The following is an 18,357-nucleotide window of genomic DNA, read 5'->3' on the forward strand; positions in this document are numbered from 1 at the left end:
TTGGGCGCGCGAAACGCCAAAGAGGCAGCGAAAGCAGGAGGGACCCGGGCGGGTCAGGCCTTCGCGTCGGCGTACTCGCCCACGCGGCCCGTGCGCATGACGCGCTCGAGGAGGAGGTCGAAGTTGCGCGCCATCTCCTGAGCGCCCTCGCCGGGCCACACGTGCAGCGGCTTCGCCGCGCCCTGCGCCTGCTGCAGCGAGGTGCGCTCGGGCAGCTGAGGGGAGAGGACGAGCGGGCCGAACATGTCGCGCAGCTCCTTGATGCGGAACTGGTGCTCGAGGGACTGCGACCGCACGCGGTTGACGATGATGCCGAGCGGCTGGAGTCGCGGCGAGAGACCGCGGCGGATCTCCTCGATCGCGCGCAGCGCGCGGTCGGCGGCGGCCACCGAGAAGAGCCCGGGCTCGGTCACGACCGACACGCGGTCGGACGCCGCCCACGCGGTCCGGGTGAGCGCGTTCAGCGACGGGGCGCAGTCGATGAGCACGAGATCGTACTCGGACTCGACGGTGGCCAGGGCCTCCTCGAGCTTCCAGATGTCGCGGATGCTCGGGTGCGGTCCGTCGAAGTTCAGGGCGGAGGGGCTGCCGATGAGGACGTCGATCTTGCCGCCGCGGTCCTTCGTCCACCCGCTCGGGGCGATCGCGGAGCGCACGACCTTCTCCTTGGGAGAAGCCAGGACATCGGCGATGTTGCCGTGCCCGGAGGTGCGGATGTCCATTCCGGTCGAGACGTCCGACTGGGGATCGAGGTCGACGACGAGAGTGCGGAGACCCTTGCTGAACGCTGCAGATGCCAGTCCGAGCGTCACCGTGGTCTTGCCCACACCCCCCTTGAGGGAGGAGACGCTGAGTACATGCACAGTCCTTTACGTTACCTTCACTAGGCTTGGAGAACCTAACCGTTCGCTGGACGTGGTCCGTGCGGCGGCGGTGATCACTCTCGGCCCGACGCGTCGCCGACGGATCGACGCATCCCTGACGAAGAGGTACAGATGTTCTCGAAGATCCTTGTGGCCAATCGCGGTGAGATCGCGATCCGGGCGTTCCGGGCGGCGAACGAGCTGGGTGCGGCGACGGTGGCGGTGTTCCCCTATGAGGACCGCAACTCGATGCACCGGTTGAAGGCGGATGAGGCGTACCAGATCGGTGAGCCGGGGCATCCGGTGCGGGCGTATCTGGATGTGTCGGAGATCATCCGGGTGGCGCTGCTGTCGGGCGCGGATGCGATCTACCCGGGTTACGGGTTCCTGAGCGAGAACCCGGAGCTGGCGGCGGCTGCGGCGGCGAACGGGATCACGTTCATCGGTCCGGCATCGACGGTGCTCGAGATGGCGGGCAACAAGGTCACGGCGAAGGAGCACGCGATCGCGGCCGGGGTGCCGGTGCTGAGGTCGACTCCGGCGTCGCGCGACATCGAGGAGCTGCTGGCGGGCGCGGAGGAGGTCGGGTTCCCGATCTTCGCGAAGGCCGTCGCCGGTGGCGGCGGGCGCGGGATGCGCCGGGTCGAGACCCGTGAAAAGCTCCGCCCCGCGCTGGAGTCCGCCATGAGGGAGGCGGACAGCGCGTTCGGCGATCCGACGATGTTCCTGGAGCAGGCGGTGCTGCGTCCGCGGCACATCGAGGTGCAGATCCTGGCGGATGCGGCGGGCACGACCCTGCACCTGTTCGAGCGGGACTGCTCGGTGCAGCGCCGCAACCAGAAGGTGGTGGAGATCGCGCCGGCGCCGAACATCTCGGAGGAGCTGCGTGCGGCGCTGCACCGGGATGCGATCGCGTTCGCCCGGTCGATCGGGTACGTGAACGCGGGGACGGTGGAGTTCCTGGTCGACACGGCGGGGGAGCGTGCCGGGGAGCACGTGTTCATCGAGATGAACCCGCGCATCCAGGTCGAGCACACGGTGACCGAGGAGGTCACGGACGTGGATCTCGTGCAGTCGCAGATGCTCATCGCGTCGGGCAGCACCCTGGCGGAGATGGGGTTGTCGCAGGACACGATCCGTCTGCATGGGGCGGCGTTGCAGTGCCGGATCACGACGGAGGATCCGACGGACAACTTCCGTCCCGACACCGGCCGGATCACCGCGTACCGGTCGCCGGGTGGTGCGGGGGTGAGGCTGGACGGCGGCACGGTCGAGGTGGGTGTGCAGATCAGCCCGCACTTCGACTCGATGCTGGCGAAGATGTCGTGCCGTGGCCGCGACTTCCCGTCCGCGGTCCGGCGGGCCCGGCGCGGGCTGGCCGAGTTCCGGATCCGGGGTGTGTCCACGAACATCCCGTTCCTGCAGGCCGTGCTGGATGATCCCGCGTTCGCGGCCGGGGACCTGTCGACGTCGTTCATCGAGGAGCGGCCGTGGCTGGTGCGGGGCCGGGCGTCGAAGGACCGGGGGACGAAGATCCTGAACTGGCTCACCGATGTCACGGTGAACCAGCCGAACGGCGCCCCGGCGACGACGGTGCATCCGGTCGACAAGCTCCCGGAGATCGACCTCACCGCCGCGGCCCCCGCCGGGTCCCGGCAGCGCCTGCTCGAGCTGGGCCCCGCGGGCTTCGCGGCGGCGCTCCGCGCGCAGACCGCTCTCGCGGTGACGGAGACGACGATGCGTGACGCGCATCAGTCCCTCCTGGCCACTCGGGTGCGCACGAAGGACCTCGTCGCGGTCGCACCCTACGTGGCGCGGATGACCCCGGGGCTGCTGAGCATGGAGGCGTGGGGTGGTGCGACCTACGACGTCGCGCTGCGGTTCCTCGCCGAGGATCCGTGGGAGCGGCTCGCCGCGCTGCGTGAGGCGCTGCCGAACATCGCGATCCAGATGCTGCTGCGCGGCCGGAACACCGTCGGCTACACCCCGTACCCGACGGAGGTGACGGACGCGTTCGTGGCCGAGGCGGCGTCGACGGGGATCGACGTGTTCCGCATCTTCGACGCCCTGAACGACGTGTCGCAGATGCGTCCCGCGATCGACGCGGTCCTGGCCACCGGGACGACGGTCGCGGAGGTCGCGGTCTGCTACACCGGCGACCTCCTCGACCCGGGCGAGGACCTCTACACCCTCGACTACTACCTACGCCTGGCCGAGCAGATCGTCGACGCCGGCGCGCACATCCTCGCCATCAAGGACATGGCCGGGCTGCTGCGTCCCGCCGCGGCCGCGACGCTGGTGTCGGCGTTCCGCGACCGCTTCGACCTGCCCGTGCACGTGCACACTCACGACACCGCCGGCGGGCAGCTCGCGACCCTCCTCGCCGCCAGCGCCGCGGGCGCGGACGCGGTCGACGTCGCGGCGGCGCCGATGTCGGGGACCACGTCGCAGCCCTCCGCATCCGCTCTGGTCGCGGCGCTCGCTCACACCGACCGCGACACCGGCCTGGACCTGCAGGCCGTGTCCGACCTCGAGCCGTACTGGGAGGCGGTCCGGAAGGTCTACGCCCCGTTCGAGTCCGGCCTGCCCGGCCCGACCGGGCGCGTCTACCGACACGAGATCCCGGGCGGGCAGCTGTCGAACCTACGGCAGCAGGCCATCGCCCTCGGCCTCGCGGACGACTTCGAGCTGATCGAGGACCTCTACGCCGCCGCGAACGAGATCCTCGGCCGCATCCCCAAGGTCACGCCCTCCTCGAAGGTCGTCGGCGACCTCGCCCTGCACCTGGCCGCGGTGAAGGCCGACCCGAAGGACTTCGCCGAGAACCCGCAGAACTACGACATCCCCGACAGCGTGATCGGGTTCATGGCGGGCGAGCTCGGCGAGCTCCCCGGCGGATGGCCGGAGCCGTTCCGCACCAAGGTCCTCCAGGGCCGCGACGTCAAGGTCGGGGTCACCCCGCTCAGCGACACCGACCGCGCCGACCTCGCTCCCGACGCCGAGCCCGCGACGCGCCGGCAGGCGCTGAACCGGCTCCTGTTCCCCGCCCCCACCCGCGCGTTCGACTCCAACCGGGACCTGTTCGGCGACCTGTCCGTGGTCGACACCGTCGACTACCTCTACGGCCTCCGCCAGGGCGAGGAGCACGTCGTCGACATCGACAAGGGCGTCAAGCTCTACGTCGGCCTCGAGGCCATCTCCGAGCCGGACGACAAGGGCATGCGCACCGTCATGACCACCCTCAACGGGCAGCTGCGCCCCGTGTTCGTCCGCGACCGCTCCGTCACCGTCGAGACCAAGGCGGCGGAGAAGGCCGACCCCGCTCAGCCCGGACAGGTCCCCGCCCCGTTCTCCGGCGTCGTCACCCTCAAGGTCGCCGTCGGAGACACCGTGGCCGCCGGCCAGGCCATCGCCACCATCGAGGCGATGAAGATGGAGGCAGCCATCACCACCCCGGTTGCGGGTACGATCTCACGTCTGGCCATCCCCACCACCCAGCAAGTCGACGCCGGCGACCTCCTCGTCGTCATCACCCCCAGCGCCTGACCGCGCCTCAGCACAGCAAGGAGCGAACGCGATGAGCGTCCGTGAGATCCGCATCTTCGGCGACCCCGTTCTCAAGACGGTGTCCGCCCCCGTCGAGGAGATCGACGAGGGCGTCCGGCAGCTCGTCGAGGACCTCCTCGACAGCGTGAAGGTGCCCGGGAGGGCCGGGGTCGCGGCCTCGCAGATCGGCGTGAACCTCCGCGCCTTCAGCTACAACGTCGACGGCAAGGTCGGCTACGTCATCAACCCGGTGCTCGTCGAGACCTCGGGGGAGCCGGAGCTGATGGACGAGGGCTGCCTCTCGGTGCCCGACCTCTGGTTCAAGACCAGCCGCCATCCGTACGCGAAGGTGCGCGGCATCGACCTCGACGGCAACGAGATCGAGGTCGAGGGCACGGGTGTGCTCGCCCAGGCGCTGCAGCACGAGACCGACCACCTCGACGGCCTGCTGTACCTCGACCGTCTCGACAAGCCCACCCGCCGGGAGGCGATGCGCCAGGTCCGCGAGTCCTCCTGGTTCTGACCCCGGCTCCCGTCCTCCCGTTCCGCCACCCTGCTGCCCTTTCGCCACGCGCATGCATGTGGCGAAAGGTCAGGAGAGTGACGGAACGGGGGAACCGCTAGAGGACGAGCGACTGGCCCTGGGTGGCGGGGGCGGCGTCGTAGATGGCGTCGATGGTGGCGGCGTAGTCCTTCACGATGACGGCCCGCTTGATCGAGAGCTTCGGCGTGAGGTGCCCGCTCGCCTCGGTGAGGTCGTTCTCGAGGATGACGAACTTGCGGATGGACTCCGCCCGCGAGACGTTCTTGTTCGCCTCGTCGACGGCTCGCTGGATCTCCGCGAGCACGGCGGGGTTCTGCGCCGCCTCGGTCACCGTCATGTCGGCCCGCTGACCGTTGTTGCCGAGCCACACCGGCAGCATCTCGGTGTCGAGGGTGACGAGCGCCGAGATGAAAGGACGCTTGTCGCCGACGACGACCACCTGACCGACGAGCGGGTTCGACCGGATCGGGTCCTCGAGCGCGGCCGGAGCGACGTTCTTCCCTCCGGCGGTGACGATGATCTCCTTCTTGCGCCCGGTGATGGTGAGGAAGCCGTCCTCGTCGATCGAGCCGAGGTCGCCGGTCTTGAACCATTCGCCGTCCATGACCTCGGCCGTCGCCTCGGGGTTCTGCCAGTACCCGCCGAAGACGTTGATGCCCTTGACGTGGATCTCGCCGTCGTCGGCGAGGCGGAGCCCGACGCCCGGGAGCGCCGGGCCGACGGTGCCGATCTTGAACCGGTCGGCGAGGTTCACCGTGGCCGGCGCGGTCGTCTCGGTGAGGCCGTAGCCCTCGAGGATCTTGACGCCGAGGCTGCGGTAGAAGTGGCCCAGGTGGTGGCCGAGCGGGGCCGACCCGGAGACGGCGTACTCGACACGGCCGCCGAGCGCCGCGCGGAGCTTCGCGAAGACGAGCTTGTCGAACAGGGCGAACCGGAGCTTGAGACCCAGCGGCACCCGACCCGCGTCGAGCGCCTCGGAGTGCGCGACCGCCGTCTCGGCGGCCCTCCGGAAGATCTTCCCCTTGCCGCCGGACTCCGCCTTCTGCTCGGCCGAGTTGTAGACCTTCTCGAACACCCGCGGCACGGCGAGGAGGAACGTCGGCTTGAACGAGCCGAGCGCCTCGAGCAGCCTCTTCGTGTCGGCCTGGTGGCCCACCTTCACGCCGGCGTGCACGCTCATGACCGAGATGAAGCGGGCGAACACGTGCGCCGTCGTGATGAACAGCACGGTGGAGGCGCCGGGCTTGACGACGTCCGACATGGCGACGGCGGCGTTCCGCGACAGCTCGACGAAGTTCGAGTGCGTGAGGATGCAGCCCTTCGGACGCCCCATGGTGCCGGAGGTGTAGATCAGCGTCGCGAGGTCGGACCCCTTGGCGAGCCGACGGCGCCGCTCGACCTCTTCATCGGGGACGTCGATGCCCGAGGACGCCAGCTTGTCGAGGTCGCCGAGGTCGACCTGCCAGACGGTCGTGACGGCGGGCAGGTCGGCGCGCACCTCGTCGAATCGGGCGAAGTGCTCGGCCGTCTCGACGATGATCGCCGTGGCTCCGGAGTCGCTCAGGTTCCAGGCCACCTGGGTCGGCGAGGACGTCTCGTAGATCGGGACGAGGACGGCGCCCGCGAACCAGGTCGCGAAGTCGATCACCGACCACTCGTAGCGCGTGCGGCACATCAGGCCGATCTTGTCGCCCGGCTGGATGCCTGACGCGATGAGGCCCTTGGCCACCGCCGTCACGCGAGCGAGGAATTCGGCGGACGTGATGTCGCGCCATCCCGTTCCGTCGGGGACGGCGAACAGCGGGGCCTCGGGGGAGAGGCGCACGCGCTCGACCAGCAGGTCGGTGCAGTTGGCCTCCGGGTCGGCCGTCACCACGGCCGGAGTCGAATACTCCTTCACGGCAGCTCCTTCGGTACCGTCGTCGATCAATTCCCTTACACTCTACTTGGCGTGCTCGGGCCCTGTTTCCTGGGCGGAGCCCATCTACAGCGAGTGGGCCCCCTGAGCGCCCCCGACCGTCCGGAAGCAACAAGGAGTGGCATGCGCGCGATCGGGATCGACATCGGGGGCACCAAGATCGCCGGAGCCGTCGTCGACGAGCTCGGCAACATCCTCGCCCAGGATCGTCGCCCCACCAGCGCCTCCGACCCTCAGGTCATCGAGGACACGGTGGTCGACATGGTGCGCACGCTCGAACTGGGCCACGACATCCAGACCGTCGGCGTCGCCGCGGCGGGCTTCATCGACGCGGCCCAGTCGGTCGTCTACTACGCGCCCAACATCAACTGGCGGCACGAGCCCTTCCGAGAGAAGCTCGAGGCCCGACTGAACAAGCACATCCTCATCGAGAACGACGCCAACGCCGCCGGATGGGCCGAGTTCCGCTTCGGAGCCGGTCGGCTGGTCAGCGACATGGTCACCCTCACGATCGGCACCGGTGTCGGCGGGGCCATCGTGTCCGGCGACCGTCTGTTCCGGGGCGGCTTCGGCGCCGCGGGGGAGATCGGGCACCTCCGGGTCGTGCCCGGCGGACTGCCCTGCGGTTGCGGCGCGCACGGCTGCATCGAGCAGTACGGTTCCGGCCGGGCGCTGCAGCGCATGGCGAACGAGCTCGCCGACGCGGGAGGCATCGGTCAGGCTCTCGCGGCCCGACGTGCCCGGCACGGGACCCTCGACGGCGTCGACATCGCGGAGCTGATCCAGGCCGGCGATCCGGGGGCGCTCGCCGCCCTCCGTCAGCTCGGCGGCTGGATCGGCCAGGCCGCGGCGAGCCTGGCGGCCGTGCTCGACCCGCAGATGTTCGTCATCGGCGGCGGGGTGGCCCAGTCGGGCGATCTCCTGCTCGACCCCATCCGCCTCGCGTTCCTCGAGGCGCTCCCGGCCCGCGGCTACCACCCCGAGCCCGAGTTCCGGATCGCCGAGCTGGTGAACGACGCCGGGGTCGTGGGCGCTGCCGACCTCGCGCGCGGCCTGGCCGAGGTGCACTGAGCACGATGTTCTACTTCCTCGTCAAGCTGCTGCTCGCCGGTCCGGTGCTGAAGACGCTCTTCCGCCCCTGGGTCATCGGCTACGAGAACATCCCCACCAAGGGCGCGGCGATCCTCGCCAGCAACCACCTCTCGTTCAGCGACTCGGTGTTCCTGCCGACGATGCTCGACCGGCACGTCACCTTCCTGGCCAAGAGCGACTACTTCACCAAGCGCGGGCCGGCCGGACTCCTCATGCGCCTGTTCTTCAACGCCGCAGGGCAGCTCCCCATCGACCGGTCGGGGGGCAAGGCCTCCGAGGCGTCGCTGAACACCGGACTGAAGGTCCTCGCCCAGGGCGAGCTGCTCGGCATCTACCCCGAGGGCACCCGGAGCCCCGACGGGAAGATGTACCGGGGCCGCACCGGCGTGGCCCGCATGGTGCTCGAGGCGCACGTCCCCATCATCCCCATCGTCATGGTCGACACCGAGAAGGTGATGCCGCTGCACTCCAAGCTGCCGCGCATCCGCCGCATCGGGATCATCATCGGCAAGCCGCTCGACTTCTCCCGCTTCGAGGGCCTCGAGTCGGACCGGTTCATCCTGCGGAGCGTGACCGATGAGATCATGTACGAGCTGCATCGCATGAGCGGGCAGGAATACTCCGACGTCTACGCTTCTTCAGTGAAGGAGAAGCGCGCGCGCAAGCGTTGACGACAGAACACAGGGAACGGGAACAGAGACAGTGGTAGATCCGACCGAGATCATCGTCGAAGCAGATGAGGCAGTGATCGAGGGTCTCGACTATTGGCGCTCCCTCCCGGTGAAGCAGCAGCCGCAGTGGCCCGACACGGCCGCCATGGAGGCCGTCACCCGCGAGCTCGCGACGATGCCCCCTCTGGTGTTCGCGGGCGAGGCCGACAACCTGCGGTCCCGGCTCGGCGAGGCCGCGCGCGGACAGGCCTTCCTCCTCCAGGGCGGAGACTGCGCCGAGACGTTCGCCGGAGCGACGGCCGACAAGATCCGCGACCGGGTCAAGACGATCCTCCAGATGGCGGTCGTGCTCACCTACGGCGCCTCGATGCCGGTCATCAAGATGGGGCGCATGGCGGGGCAGTTCGCCAAGCCCCGATCGAGCGACACCGAGACGCGAGACGGCGTGACGCTGCCCGCGTACCGCGGCGACGTCGTCAACGGCTACGACTTCACCCCGGAGTCCCGAGCCGCCGATCCCGGTCGTGTGCTCCAGGGCTACCACGTCGCCTCCTCGACGCTGAACCTCATCCGGGCGTTCACGCAGGGCGGGTTCGCCGACCTCCGACAGGTCCACACCTGGAACAAGGGCTTCACCTCGAACCCCGCGAACGTGCGCTACGAGCAGCTCGCCGGTGAGATCGACCGCGCGGTGAAGTTCATGGTGGCGTGCGGGGCCGACTTCGAGGCGCTGAAGCGCACCGAGTTCTACGTCAGCCACGAGGCGCTCCTGCTCGACTACGAGCGGCCGCTCACGCGCATCGACTCCCGCACGGGCCTCCCGTACGACACGAGCGGCCACTTCGTGTGGATCGGCGAGCGGACCCGCGACCTGGACGGCGCGCACGTCGACTTCCTGTCGCGCGTCCGCAACCCGATCGGGGTCAAGCTCGGGCCCACCACCACGGCCGACGACATGCTCCGACTCATCGACAAGCTCGACCCGCAGCGCGAGCCCGGCCGTCTCACCTTCATCACGCGCATGGGCGCCGGCAAGATCCGCGACGCCCTGCCCCCGCTGCTGGAGGCGGTGAAGGGCAGCGACGCGCTGCCGCTCTGGGTCACCGACCCGATGCACGGGAACGGCCTCACGACGCCGAACGGCTACAAGACCCGACGCTTCGACGACGTGGTCGACGAGGTGAAGGGCTTCTTCGAGGCGCACCGTGCCGCGGGCACGTACCCGGGCGGCATCCACGTCGAGCTCACCGGCGACGACGTCACGGAGTGCCTGGGCGGATCGGAGCAGATCGACGAGGCGACGCTGGCCACCCGGTACGAGTCGCTCTGCGACCCCCGCCTGAACCACATGCAGTCGCTCGAGCTCGCCTTCCTCGTCGCCGAGGAGCTGAAGGCCACCGGCAGCACGCGCTGAGCGCGTCCGCGCGCTCCCACCGGATGCAGGAAGCGGCCCGTCCCCTCGGGGGCGGGCCGCTTCCTGCATGAGCGCTCGATCAGCCGGAGGCGGTGATCCCGAGGTTGACGTTCGTGCCCTTCTTGACCGAGGTGCCCACCGAGGGCGAGACCGACTGCACCTTCGTCAGCGCGTTGGGGATCGCATCCCAGAACACCGAGTAGACGGGCACGAGACCCACCGCCTGCAGCGCCTGCTTCGCCTCGTCGCGGGTCAGGCCCTCGACGTTGGGGACGGGCACGGGCGCCGGCCCGCGCGACACGTCGAGGACGACGGAGTCGCCGGGGCGAACCGGGTCGGTCTGCACGGTGGCCTGGTAGACGGATCCCTCCGGGACGTCCTCGTTGTAGTCCTGCGCGCCCTCGGTCGCGACGAGGCCGACGGCCCCGAGTGCGGCCTTCGCCTCGTCGAGCGTCTGTCCGGTGACATCGGGCACCGCTCCGAGCGACACGACCAGGTCGATGGTCTGCTGCTCGCCGTACTCGGATCCGAGGGCCGTGCCGGACGGGTCGGTGGCGGCGATCACGACCCCGGAGGCGACGTCGGAGGAGAACTGGGTGGTCGACGTGCCCGCGGTGAACCCCGCGGCCGTGATGGCGGCGCGCGCGTCGGCCTCGGCGAGACCGGCGAGGGTCGGCACGGCCAGCATCGCGGGCCCGCTCGAGACGATCACCGTGACCGCCGATCCGCTGCGGATGCTCGTGCCGCCAGGCGGGTCGGTGTCGATGACGGTGCCGGCGGCGACCGTCGGGCTGGTCTGCTGACGCTGGTCGGGCTTCAGCCCCATCTCCTGCAGCTGCGCCAGTGCGCTGTCGGGTGCGGATCCGGCCAGGGTCGGGATCGTGGTCATCGAGCCGGGCCCGGCGGAGTACCACCATCCCGTGCCGCCCAGGCCGGCGGCGACGACGAGGACGGCGACCAGGAGCCACCACCCGCGTGCACGACGCCGTCGGGCCTTCCGGGCGACCAGCTGGACCGTGGCCTCGGGACCGGCGGCCTCGGCGGCCGCCTCCTCGGCGGGCACGGAGGGCGCGGTGAACACCGTGGTGGAGCGGTCGTCCGGCGAGGGGCCGAGCGCTTCAGGAGGCAGCAGCATCGTGCGCTGCGACGCCGTGCCGGCGTGGCGGACGATGCCGAGCCCGGCCTCCACCTCGCGCAGCCGGTCGAGCATCTCCTTCGCGTCGGCGGGCCGTTCCTCGGGATCCTTGACCGTCGCCCACAGGATGAGGTCGTCGAGCCCCTCGGGCACCTCGGGGTTCGCCGAGCTGGGCACGGGCATCGGCTCGTTCGCGTGCTTGAAGGCGATCTGCATCGGCTGGTCGCCCGTGAACGGCTGCGCCCCGACGAGCATCTCCGAGAACATGATGCCGGCGGCGTAGACGTCGCTCCTGGTGTCGGCGACGCCCCGGGTGAGGAGCTCGGGGGAGAGATAGGCGATCGTGCCGAGGAGCGCCTGGCCGGTGGCCGTGTTGGCGCTCGCGGCCCGCGCGAGGCCGAAGTCGCCGATCTTGATGCGCCCGTCGTCGGCGAGCAGCACGTTCTCCGGCTTGAGGTCGCGGTGGACGATCCCGGCCTTGTGCGCTGCTGCGAGGCCGCCGAGCACCGCATCCATCACGTCGACGGCCTGCTCGATCCCGAGGCGTCCCCGCTCGCGGAGCAGGTCTCGGAGCGTCATGCCGGGGAGGTACTCCATGACGAGGTACGCCATGTCGGAGTCCTGGCCCTGGTCGAACACGTTCACCACGTTCGGATGCGCCAGTCGCGCCGCCGAGCGCGCCTCACGGACGAAGCGCTCCCGGAAGACCTCGTCATCGGCCAGGTGGCCGTGCATCACCTTGATCGCGACCCGGCGGTCCAGGCGGAGGTCGGTGGCGACGTAGACGGTGGCCATGCCCCCGCGGGCGATGCGCGACTTCACCTGGTACCGGCCGTCGATGAGTCGGCCGAGCATGGGGTCGGTGGTCGCGCTCGTCACGCTGGAAGTCTAGGTTCCAGGCCGGCCGGAACCCGGGAACGACCCCGGAAGGTCGCCTCTGCGGAGGGTTCTTCCATCCATTCTTTATCGTTTCGTGACGCAAGAGGATTCTCGGGTCCCGGGTCCGGCGTGATTGTCTGTACTCGTGACCGAACCGTCCACCTCGTCCTGGCTCACCGTTCCCGACCTCGTGGAGGAGCTCGGGCTCACCCAGAGCCGCGTGCGCCGCCTCATCGAGGAGCGCGCGCTCGTCGCCGTCCGGCGCGACGGGAAGCTCGTCGTCCCTGCGCTGTTCCTCCGCGACGGCGAGCCGCTGCATGAGCTCAAGGGCACCGTGCTGGTGCTCGCCGACAGCGGCTTCGACGACGAGGGGATCGTCGACTGGCTGCTCTCCGACAACGACACGATCGGCGTGCCGCCGATCGAGGCCCTGCGTGCCGGTCGGAAGACCGAGGTCCGGCGGGTGGCTCAGGCGCTCGCGCTCTGATCCGTCCGGGCCTCACGCCCTGCGTTCACCGCAGCCCCTCCCGGGACAGGCGCGTCACGCGGCGCGGTCCGTGATGCGCCGGGCCAGGCCGACCAGAGCCTCGCGCGACTCGTCGTCGAGCGCGAGGTCGTCGAGGTTCTCGAGCGCGAGCGCCACGTTGCCCTCGATCAGGCGCTCGGCCTCGTCGAGCGCGCCGGCCTCGCGCATGGTCTGCTGCAGCATCCGGACCTGGGACTCGTCGAGGTCCGGATCGCCGAGGAGCTCGTCGACGAGCCGCTTGGCCGACTCCGACAGGCGGGAGCGCGTATAGGCCACGAGCAGGGTCCGCTTGCCCTCGCGGAGATCGTCGCCGCTGGGCTTCCCCGTCACCTCCGCGTCGCCGAAGACCCCGAGCACGTCGTCGCGCAGCTGGAAGGCGATGCCCAGCGGCAGGCCGACATCGCGCAGGCCCTCCACGAGGGAGCTCCGCCCGCCCGCCGCGGAGGCGCCGATCGCCAGGGGCGCCTCGACGCTGTACTTCGCCGACTTGTAGACCATCACGCGCTCGGCACGCCGCACGGGGGAGAGCTCGCTCGGCGCCCGCCACGCCCGCTCCTCCATGATGTCGAGGTACTGGCCGAGCGTGACCTCGGTGCGCATGAGATCGAAGGCCTGGCGAGTGGCGCGCGCGTGCGTATCGGGAAGGAGCGCCAGCGCGCCGGAGACGAGCTCGTCGCTCCAGGCCAGGAGCAGGTCGCCGAGCAGGATGGCGGCGCCCTCGCCGAACCCCGCTGCCTCGCCCTCCCAGGACTCGTCGAGGTGGAGCGACTCGAACCGGCGGTGGGCCGCGGGCATCCCGCGGCGGGTGTCGGATCGGTCGATGATGTCGTCGTGCACGAGCGCCGCGGCGTGGAACAGCTCCAGCCCCGTGCAGAGGTCGACGATCGCGGGGGAGAGGTCGGCGGAGAGGCCTCCGGCCGCCCGCCAGCCCCAGTAGCAGAACAGCGCTCGGAAGCGCTTCCCACCGCTGAGAAGATCCCGGGAGAAGGTCTCGAACGGGGCGAGCTCGGGGGCGATCTGACGGAGGATGAGAGAGCGCGATTCGAGAAATCCCACGATTCGTGCGTCGACCTGATCGACCAGGCGCGAGCTTTGGTTCACGCGCCTAGCCTAGCCAGACCGTGCGCACTACAATCGCGAGTATCACGCACCGGTCAAGAGCCTGAAGGTGAACGCACGATGCCGCTTTCCGAGCAAGAGCAGAGACTCCTCGATGAGATGGAGCGCAGTCTCTACCGTAACGACGCCGATTTCGTCTCGGCGGTCAGCGGCAGAGGCCGGGTCAACTACGGCGCCCTGGTGCTGGGCATCCTGGTGGCCATCGTCGGCCTGGGCGTGGTCATCGCCGGCGTGATCCTCCAGCAGCCGCTCATCGGGCTGCTCGGCTTCGTGGCCATGTTCGGCGGGGTGCTGCTGTCGCTGCGTCGCACCAAGCGCGTGGGCAAGGCGTCGAGCACTCCCTTCCCCTCCACTCCCACCCCCTCGGCGACGCAGGGTGGGTCGCGCGGCTTCATGGACAAGCTCGGCGACCGCTGGGAGCGCCGAGAGGGCGACGACCGCGGCGAGTAACCCTCCACACCGCTCCACACGGATCAGACCGGCCTTCGGGCCGGTCTTTTTTTGTGCTCTCCGAACCCCGTTCTTGGACCCGCTTCCTCCACTTCCCTCCACCCGCCTTCTTCCCTGCAATCACGCGGATCTCGACACGCCGAAATCGCCAATCGGCGGCCTGCTGTGGTGTTTGTGGAGGGTAGTGGAGTAAAGTGGAGGCCAAGCCCACCAGTCCTGGCCGGAGAGATGTGAGGGGAGACGTGTTCCTTGGTACGTACTCCCCACGCCTCGACGAGAAGGGGCGGATCATCCTCCCTGCCAAGTTCCGCGACGAGCTGGCGGGGGGCGTGGTCATGACCCGCGGGCAGGAGAACTGCATCTACGTCTTCTCCACCCGGGAGTTCGAGAACCTGCACGAGAAGATCCGTCAGGCGCCGGTCACCAGCAAGCAGGCCCGTGACTACCTCCGCGTCTTCCTCTCCGGCGCCAGCGCCGAGACGCCCGACAAGCAGAACCGCATCACCGTCCCCGCACCCCTGCGGGCCTATGCCGGCCTCGACCGCGAGCTCGTGGTCATCGGCGCCGGCACCCGAGCCGAGATCTGGAACGCCGACGCCTGGAACGCCTACCTGGCCGAGCAGGAGGCCGCGTTCTCGTCCACCGAGGAGGAGGTGATCCCCGGACTGTTCTGATCCGCATGTCGTGACTCCCAGCTGTTCGACGCCCTGACGCACTTCCCCAGCGCCAGGTCCCGGACGGATGGGGATCAGGGCAGGCGGCCGGACCCTAGGGCGCACCATGGACGATCTCTCCCGCATCCACACCCCTGTTCTCCTCGAGCGCACGCTCGAGCTGCTCGCCCCCTCGCTCGAGCGCGAGGGCGCTGTCGTGGTCGACGCGACGCTCGGTCTGGGCGGACACTCCGAGGCGCTCCTCGAGGCGCATCCGAACGTCCACCTCGTCGGCCTCGACCGCGACACCGCCGCGCTCGAGCTCGCCGGGCGTCGGCTGGAGCGGTTCTCGGCACGCACCGACCTCGTGCACGCGGTGTACGACGAGCTGCCCGACGTGCTCGACGAGCTCGGCATCGAGGAGGTGGACGGCATCCTCTTCGACCTCGGCGTGTCCTCCATGCAGCTCGACGAGGCGGATCGCGGCTTCGCCTACGCGAAGGACGCCCCACTCGACATGCGGATGGATCCGACGACCGGCCCCACCGCCGCCGAGGTGCTCGCCACGTACTCCGAGGGCGATCTCAAGCGCATCTTCCGCGACTACGGCGAGGAGCGCCTCGCGGACCGGTACGCCCGGGCCATCGTGAACGAGCGCCAGGCCGCGCCTCTCGACCGCTCCGGGCGCCTGGTCGACATCCTGAGCGCCGCCACCCCCGCCCGCCTCCGTGACGCGGGGCATCCTGCCAAGCGGGTCTTCCAGGCTCTGCGGATCGAGGTCAACCAGGAGCTGTCCGTGCTCGAGCGGGCGATCCCCGCCGCGGTCGACGCCCTGGCCGTCCACGGTCGCCTCGTCGTGCTCGCCTACCAGTCCCTCGAGGACCGCATCGTCAAGCGCGAGCTGCAGCGGCGATCGACCTCCACCGCGCCGGCCGGCCTCCCCATCGAGCTCCCCGAGCATCGGCCCGAGCTGAAGCTGCTCGTCCGCGGCGCCGAGCTGGCCGATGACGAGGAGCGCGCCCGCAACTCCCGATCCACCCCCGTCCGGCTCCGCGCAGCGGAGCGTCTGAGGAGAGCCGCATGAGCCAGCCCGCCCGAAGCCACATGGTCCGGCCCGCCGCTCTCCGCGGTTCGGCGGCGCCGGTGCTCGGCGACGAGCTCGAGCCGGAGTCGCCCAGCACCACCCGTCGTGCCGACGGGCGACCGGCGACACCGCGGCCCCGGTTCACCATCGTCCCCTCGCGGGCCCAGCGTCGGCGCCGCCCGAAGATCGCCTACGCCGCCGTCGTGATCGCGGGGGTGCTGGCCATCGTCATCGCCCAGCTCACCCTCTCCGTCGGCCTCTCGCAGGGTGCCTACGAGATCGAATCGCTCCAGTCGTCGCAGAAGGAGCTCGACCGCACGAACCAGACGCTGTCGGAGCAGATGGACAAGCTGTCGTCCCCGCAGAACCTCGCCTCGCAGGCGGAGACGCTCGGCATGGTCTCGAACAGCGCTCCCGTCTACCTGCGTCTCTCCGACGGCGCGGTGCTCGGCTCGCCGGCACCGGCCGCGGCCACCAGCACGGTGACCGGCGGGGGGAACCTGATCGCGAACTCGCTGCTGTCGCCGCCGACGGCTCCGACCGGGACGACGGACGCTGGCGCGCCGCCCGCGACCTCCGGCTCCGCCGACGTACCGTGGTCCGGAACGCTGCCGTCGCCGACCACCCACTGACCCGCTCCCGTCCGCACGTCCCCAGGAGGATCCAGGTGATCGCTGTCAGCCGCTCCACGAGAAGGAGGACGGCCCTCGCCGTGCTCGCTGTGGTGGCGCTGGTGGGGGTGTTCATCGTGCGCCTGGTGTCGATCCAGATCGTGCAGGCCGACGAGCTCAACGCCCAGGCCTTCGACAAGCTCTCCGCCCAGACCGAGACCTACGGCCTGCGCGGGGACATCACCGACTCCGACGGCACCGTGCTGGCCACCACCGTCCTCACGTACGACGTGACGGTCGCTCCCAACCAGGTGGTCGACCTCGAGAAGACCGACGACGCCGGCACCACGACGACGGTGACCCCGCGGCAGATCGCGGAGAGCATCGCCGCGATCACCGGGCAGTCCGCCGACGAGGTCTACGCCGCGTTCACCTCCGATCCCACGTCGAACTTCGCGTACGTGGTGAAGGGCATCAGCGTCGACCAGTTCCGCGCCATCCGCGACCTCGGCGTCGACTGGCTGTACTACTCCTCGGTGCCCAAGCGCACGTACCCCAACGGTGCGGTCGCCGGCAGCGTGGTGGGCTTCGTGGGCAGCGACGGCACCGGCCAGGCCGGTGTCGAGCAGCTCGATCAGACGTGCCTCGCCGGCACGGACGGAGTGCAGACGTACCTCCGTTCGGGCGACAACGGCGGGGTCGCCATCCCCGGCAGCACCGAGACCACCGTCCAGGCGCAGGACGGCGGCACGGTGGTGCTGACCCTCGACAGCGACCTGCAGTACTTCGCGCAGCAGACCCTCGCCGCGCGGGTGCAGGAGGTCCAGGGCGCCTGGGGCACCGTCGTGGTCCAGGAGGTGAAGACGGGCAAGCTCCTGGCCGTCGCCGACTACCCGAGCGTCGATCCGAACAACGTCGACGGCACGGATCCGGCCAACCGGGGCTCGATCGCGTTCCAGGCGCCGTTCGAGCCCGGCTCGACCTTCAAGGCGCTCACGGCCGCCTCGCTGGTCGATTCCGGCACGGCGAACGTCGGCACCCAGGTCGAGGCGCCGTACGTCTACACCGACGCCAACGGCGCCTCGACGAAGGACAGCGAGTTCCACACCGACCCGCTCCGCCTCACCCTGGCCGGGGTCATCCAGGAGTCGTCGAACACGGGGACCGCGATGCTCGGCGAGCAGATGAGCCCCGAGCAGCGCTACGACTACATGATGAAGTTCCACCTCGGCGAGGCCAGCGAGGTGGGCTTCCCCGCCGAGTCGGGCGGCATCATCCACCCCTGGGACGAGTGGGACGACCAGACGAACATGACCACCACGTTCGGTCAGGGCCTGTCGACGACCGCGGTCCAGGTCGCCAGCATGTACCAGGCTCTGGGCAACGGCGGGGTGCGCCTGCCCGTCCAGCTCGTGGAGGGCTGCAAGCAGGCGGACGGCTCGATGACCGACGTCCCCTCGGGCTCGGGCGAGCAGGTCGTCTCGGCGCAGGCGGCCACCGACACCGTCAACATGCTCGAGACGGTGGTCACCGGCGGATACGCGTCGAAGGACCTCCAGATCCCCGGCTACCGCGTCGCCGCGAAGACGGGAACCGCCCAGATGAGCGACGGCAACGGCGCCTACGGGTCGAGCTATATCACGTCTCTGGCCGGTCTGGCTCCCGCCGACGACCCCCAGTACGTCGTTTCGGTGACCATCGCCAAGCCTGTTACCGTGGAGTCTGCTCTGGCAGCCGCGCCGGTCTTCCAGAAGATCATGTCGCAGGTCCTGAAGGAGCACCGGGTCCAGCCGTCCACCGTGCCGGCGCCCGACCTCCCCACCACCTACTGACCGAGCGACTCGAGGAGACC

General features: G+C 70.0%; 15 protein-coding genes. 11 read left to right on the top strand and 4 right to left on the bottom strand.

The window, feature by feature from the left end; genetic code table 11:
* Positions 1 to 53: 53 nt before the first annotated feature.
* Positions 54 to 863, bottom strand: a complete 810-nt coding sequence (locus IEX69_RS00895) for a ParA family protein (protein WP_085019266.1) — start codon at positions 861 to 863, stop codon at positions 54 to 56.
* Positions 864 to 995: 132 nt separating this feature from the next.
* Between IEX69_RS00895 and IEX69_RS00900 the strand changes: the two genes are divergently transcribed.
* Together IEX69_RS00900 and def are read left to right on the top strand one after the other, a co-directional pair.
* Complete coding sequence (locus IEX69_RS00900) at positions 996 to 4,409, top strand: pyruvate carboxylase (protein ID WP_085019267.1); 3,414 nt, start codon at positions 996 to 998, stop codon at positions 4,407 to 4,409.
* A gap of 31 nt (positions 4,410 to 4,440) precedes the next feature.
* Positions 4,441 to 4,932: a peptide deformylase gene (def, locus tag IEX69_RS00905; protein ID WP_085019268.1), complete on the top strand. Its 492-nt coding sequence runs from the start codon at positions 4,441 to 4,443 to the stop codon at positions 4,930 to 4,932.
* 97 nt (positions 4,933 to 5,029) lie between these two features.
* On the opposite strand, the gene IEX69_RS00910 is transcribed toward def, so the two are convergent.
* Positions 5,030 to 6,853, bottom strand: coding sequence for an AMP-dependent synthetase/ligase (locus tag IEX69_RS00910; protein WP_085019269.1), 1,824 nt, complete (start codon positions 6,851 to 6,853; stop codon positions 5,030 to 5,032).
* Between the two features lie 141 nt (positions 6,854 to 6,994).
* Between IEX69_RS00910 and IEX69_RS00915 the strand changes: the two genes are divergently transcribed.
* From IEX69_RS00915 to IEX69_RS00925, 3 genes are read left to right on the top strand one after another with little or no spacing between them, the layout of a single operon-like run.
* Entirely contained in the window at positions 6,995 to 7,942 is a 948-nt protein-coding gene (locus IEX69_RS00915; RefSeq protein ID WP_085019270.1) for an ROK family glucokinase, read from the top strand.
* Between the two features lie 5 nt (positions 7,943 to 7,947).
* Positions 7,948 to 8,634 carry a lysophospholipid acyltransferase family protein gene (locus IEX69_RS00920; RefSeq protein ID WP_085019271.1) on the top strand — a complete coding sequence of 229 codons (687 nt, stop codon included), beginning with the start codon at positions 7,948 to 7,950 and terminating at the stop codon, positions 8,632 to 8,634.
* Between the two features lie 31 nt (positions 8,635 to 8,665).
* On the top strand, positions 8,666 to 10,048 hold the full coding sequence (locus IEX69_RS00925; RefSeq protein ID WP_085019272.1) for a class II 3-deoxy-7-phosphoheptulonate synthase: 1,383 nt from the start codon (positions 8,666 to 8,668) through the stop codon (positions 10,046 to 10,048).
* Between the two features lie 79 nt (positions 10,049 to 10,127).
* Here the strand turns inward: IEX69_RS00925 and pknB are convergent, their stop codons facing one another.
* Entirely contained in the window at positions 10,128 to 12,062 is a 1,935-nt protein-coding gene (gene pknB / locus IEX69_RS00930) for a Stk1 family PASTA domain-containing Ser/Thr kinase (RefSeq protein ID WP_085019273.1), read from the bottom strand.
* Between the two features lie 145 nt (positions 12,063 to 12,207).
* On the opposite strand from pknB, the gene IEX69_RS00935 reads away from it, so the two are divergent.
* A complete protein-coding gene (locus IEX69_RS00935) occupies positions 12,208 to 12,549 on the top strand; it encodes an Rv2175c family DNA-binding protein (protein ID WP_085019274.1) in 342 nt (113 codons plus the stop codon).
* A 54-nt stretch (positions 12,550 to 12,603) separates the two neighbouring features.
* Here IEX69_RS00935 and IEX69_RS00940 read toward each other — a convergent pair whose 3' ends face one another.
* Positions 12,604 to 13,689 carry a polyprenyl synthetase family protein gene (locus IEX69_RS00940; RefSeq protein WP_085019275.1) on the bottom strand — a complete coding sequence of 362 codons (1,086 nt, stop codon included), beginning with the start codon at positions 13,687 to 13,689 and terminating at the stop codon, positions 12,604 to 12,606.
* A gap of 78 nt (positions 13,690 to 13,767) precedes the next feature.
* Between IEX69_RS00940 and IEX69_RS00945 the strand changes: the two genes are divergently transcribed.
* From IEX69_RS00945 to IEX69_RS00965, 5 genes are all read left to right on the top strand, one after another.
* Positions 13,768 to 14,157 carry an SCO2097 family morphological protein gene (locus IEX69_RS00945; RefSeq protein ID WP_085019276.1) on the top strand — a complete coding sequence of 130 codons (390 nt, stop codon included), beginning with the start codon at positions 13,768 to 13,770 and terminating at the stop codon, positions 14,155 to 14,157.
* 242 nt (positions 14,158 to 14,399) lie between these two features.
* The gene (mraZ, locus tag IEX69_RS00950) at positions 14,400 to 14,831 is read left to right on the top strand and encodes a division/cell wall cluster transcriptional repressor MraZ (RefSeq protein WP_085019277.1); all 432 of its coding nucleotides are present in this window, start codon (positions 14,400 to 14,402) and stop codon (positions 14,829 to 14,831) included.
* Between the two features lie 106 nt (positions 14,832 to 14,937).
* Positions 14,938 to 15,894: a 16S rRNA (cytosine(1402)-N(4))-methyltransferase RsmH gene (gene rsmH / locus IEX69_RS00955; protein WP_188760926.1), complete on the top strand. Its 957-nt coding sequence runs from the start codon at positions 14,938 to 14,940 to the stop codon at positions 15,892 to 15,894.
* The gene (gene ftsL / locus IEX69_RS00960; RefSeq protein ID WP_157127147.1) at positions 15,891 to 16,526 is read left to right on the top strand and encodes a cell division protein FtsL; all 636 of its coding nucleotides are present in this window, start codon (positions 15,891 to 15,893) and stop codon (positions 16,524 to 16,526) included. The genes rsmH and ftsL overlap by 4 nt, the downstream gene beginning before the upstream one ends.
* Before the next feature lie 35 nt (positions 16,527 to 16,561).
* Positions 16,562 to 18,337, top strand: coding sequence for a peptidoglycan D,D-transpeptidase FtsI family protein (locus IEX69_RS00965; RefSeq protein WP_229756195.1), 1,776 nt, complete (start codon positions 16,562 to 16,564; stop codon positions 18,335 to 18,337).
* Positions 18,338 to 18,357 lie beyond the last annotated feature (20 nt).

This window comes from Cnuibacter physcomitrellae (genome assembly GCF_014640535.1).
GTDB lineage: Bacteria > Actinomycetota > Actinomycetes > Actinomycetales > Microbacteriaceae > Cnuibacter > Cnuibacter physcomitrellae.

Coding starts and splice junctions, on each gene's coding strand:
- IEX69_RS00900 (WP_085019267.1), top strand. CDS start 996: ATGTTCTCGAAGATCCTTGTGGCCAATCGCGGTGAGATCGCGATCCGG.
- def (WP_085019268.1), top strand. CDS start 4,441: ATGAGCGTCCGTGAGATCCGCATCTTCGGCGACCCCGTTCTCAAGACG.
- IEX69_RS00915 (WP_085019270.1), top strand. CDS start 6,995: ATGCGCGCGATCGGGATCGACATCGGGGGCACCAAGATCGCCGGAGCC.
- IEX69_RS00920 (WP_085019271.1), top strand. CDS start 7,948: ATGTTCTACTTCCTCGTCAAGCTGCTGCTCGCCGGTCCGGTGCTGAAG.
- IEX69_RS00945 (WP_085019276.1), top strand. CDS start 13,768: ATGCCGCTTTCCGAGCAAGAGCAGAGACTCCTCGATGAGATGGAGCGC.
- rsmH (WP_188760926.1), top strand. CDS start 14,938: ATGGACGATCTCTCCCGCATCCACACCCCTGTTCTCCTCGAGCGCACG.
- ftsL (WP_157127147.1), top strand. CDS start 15,891: ATGAGCCAGCCCGCCCGAAGCCACATGGTCCGGCCCGCCGCTCTCCGC.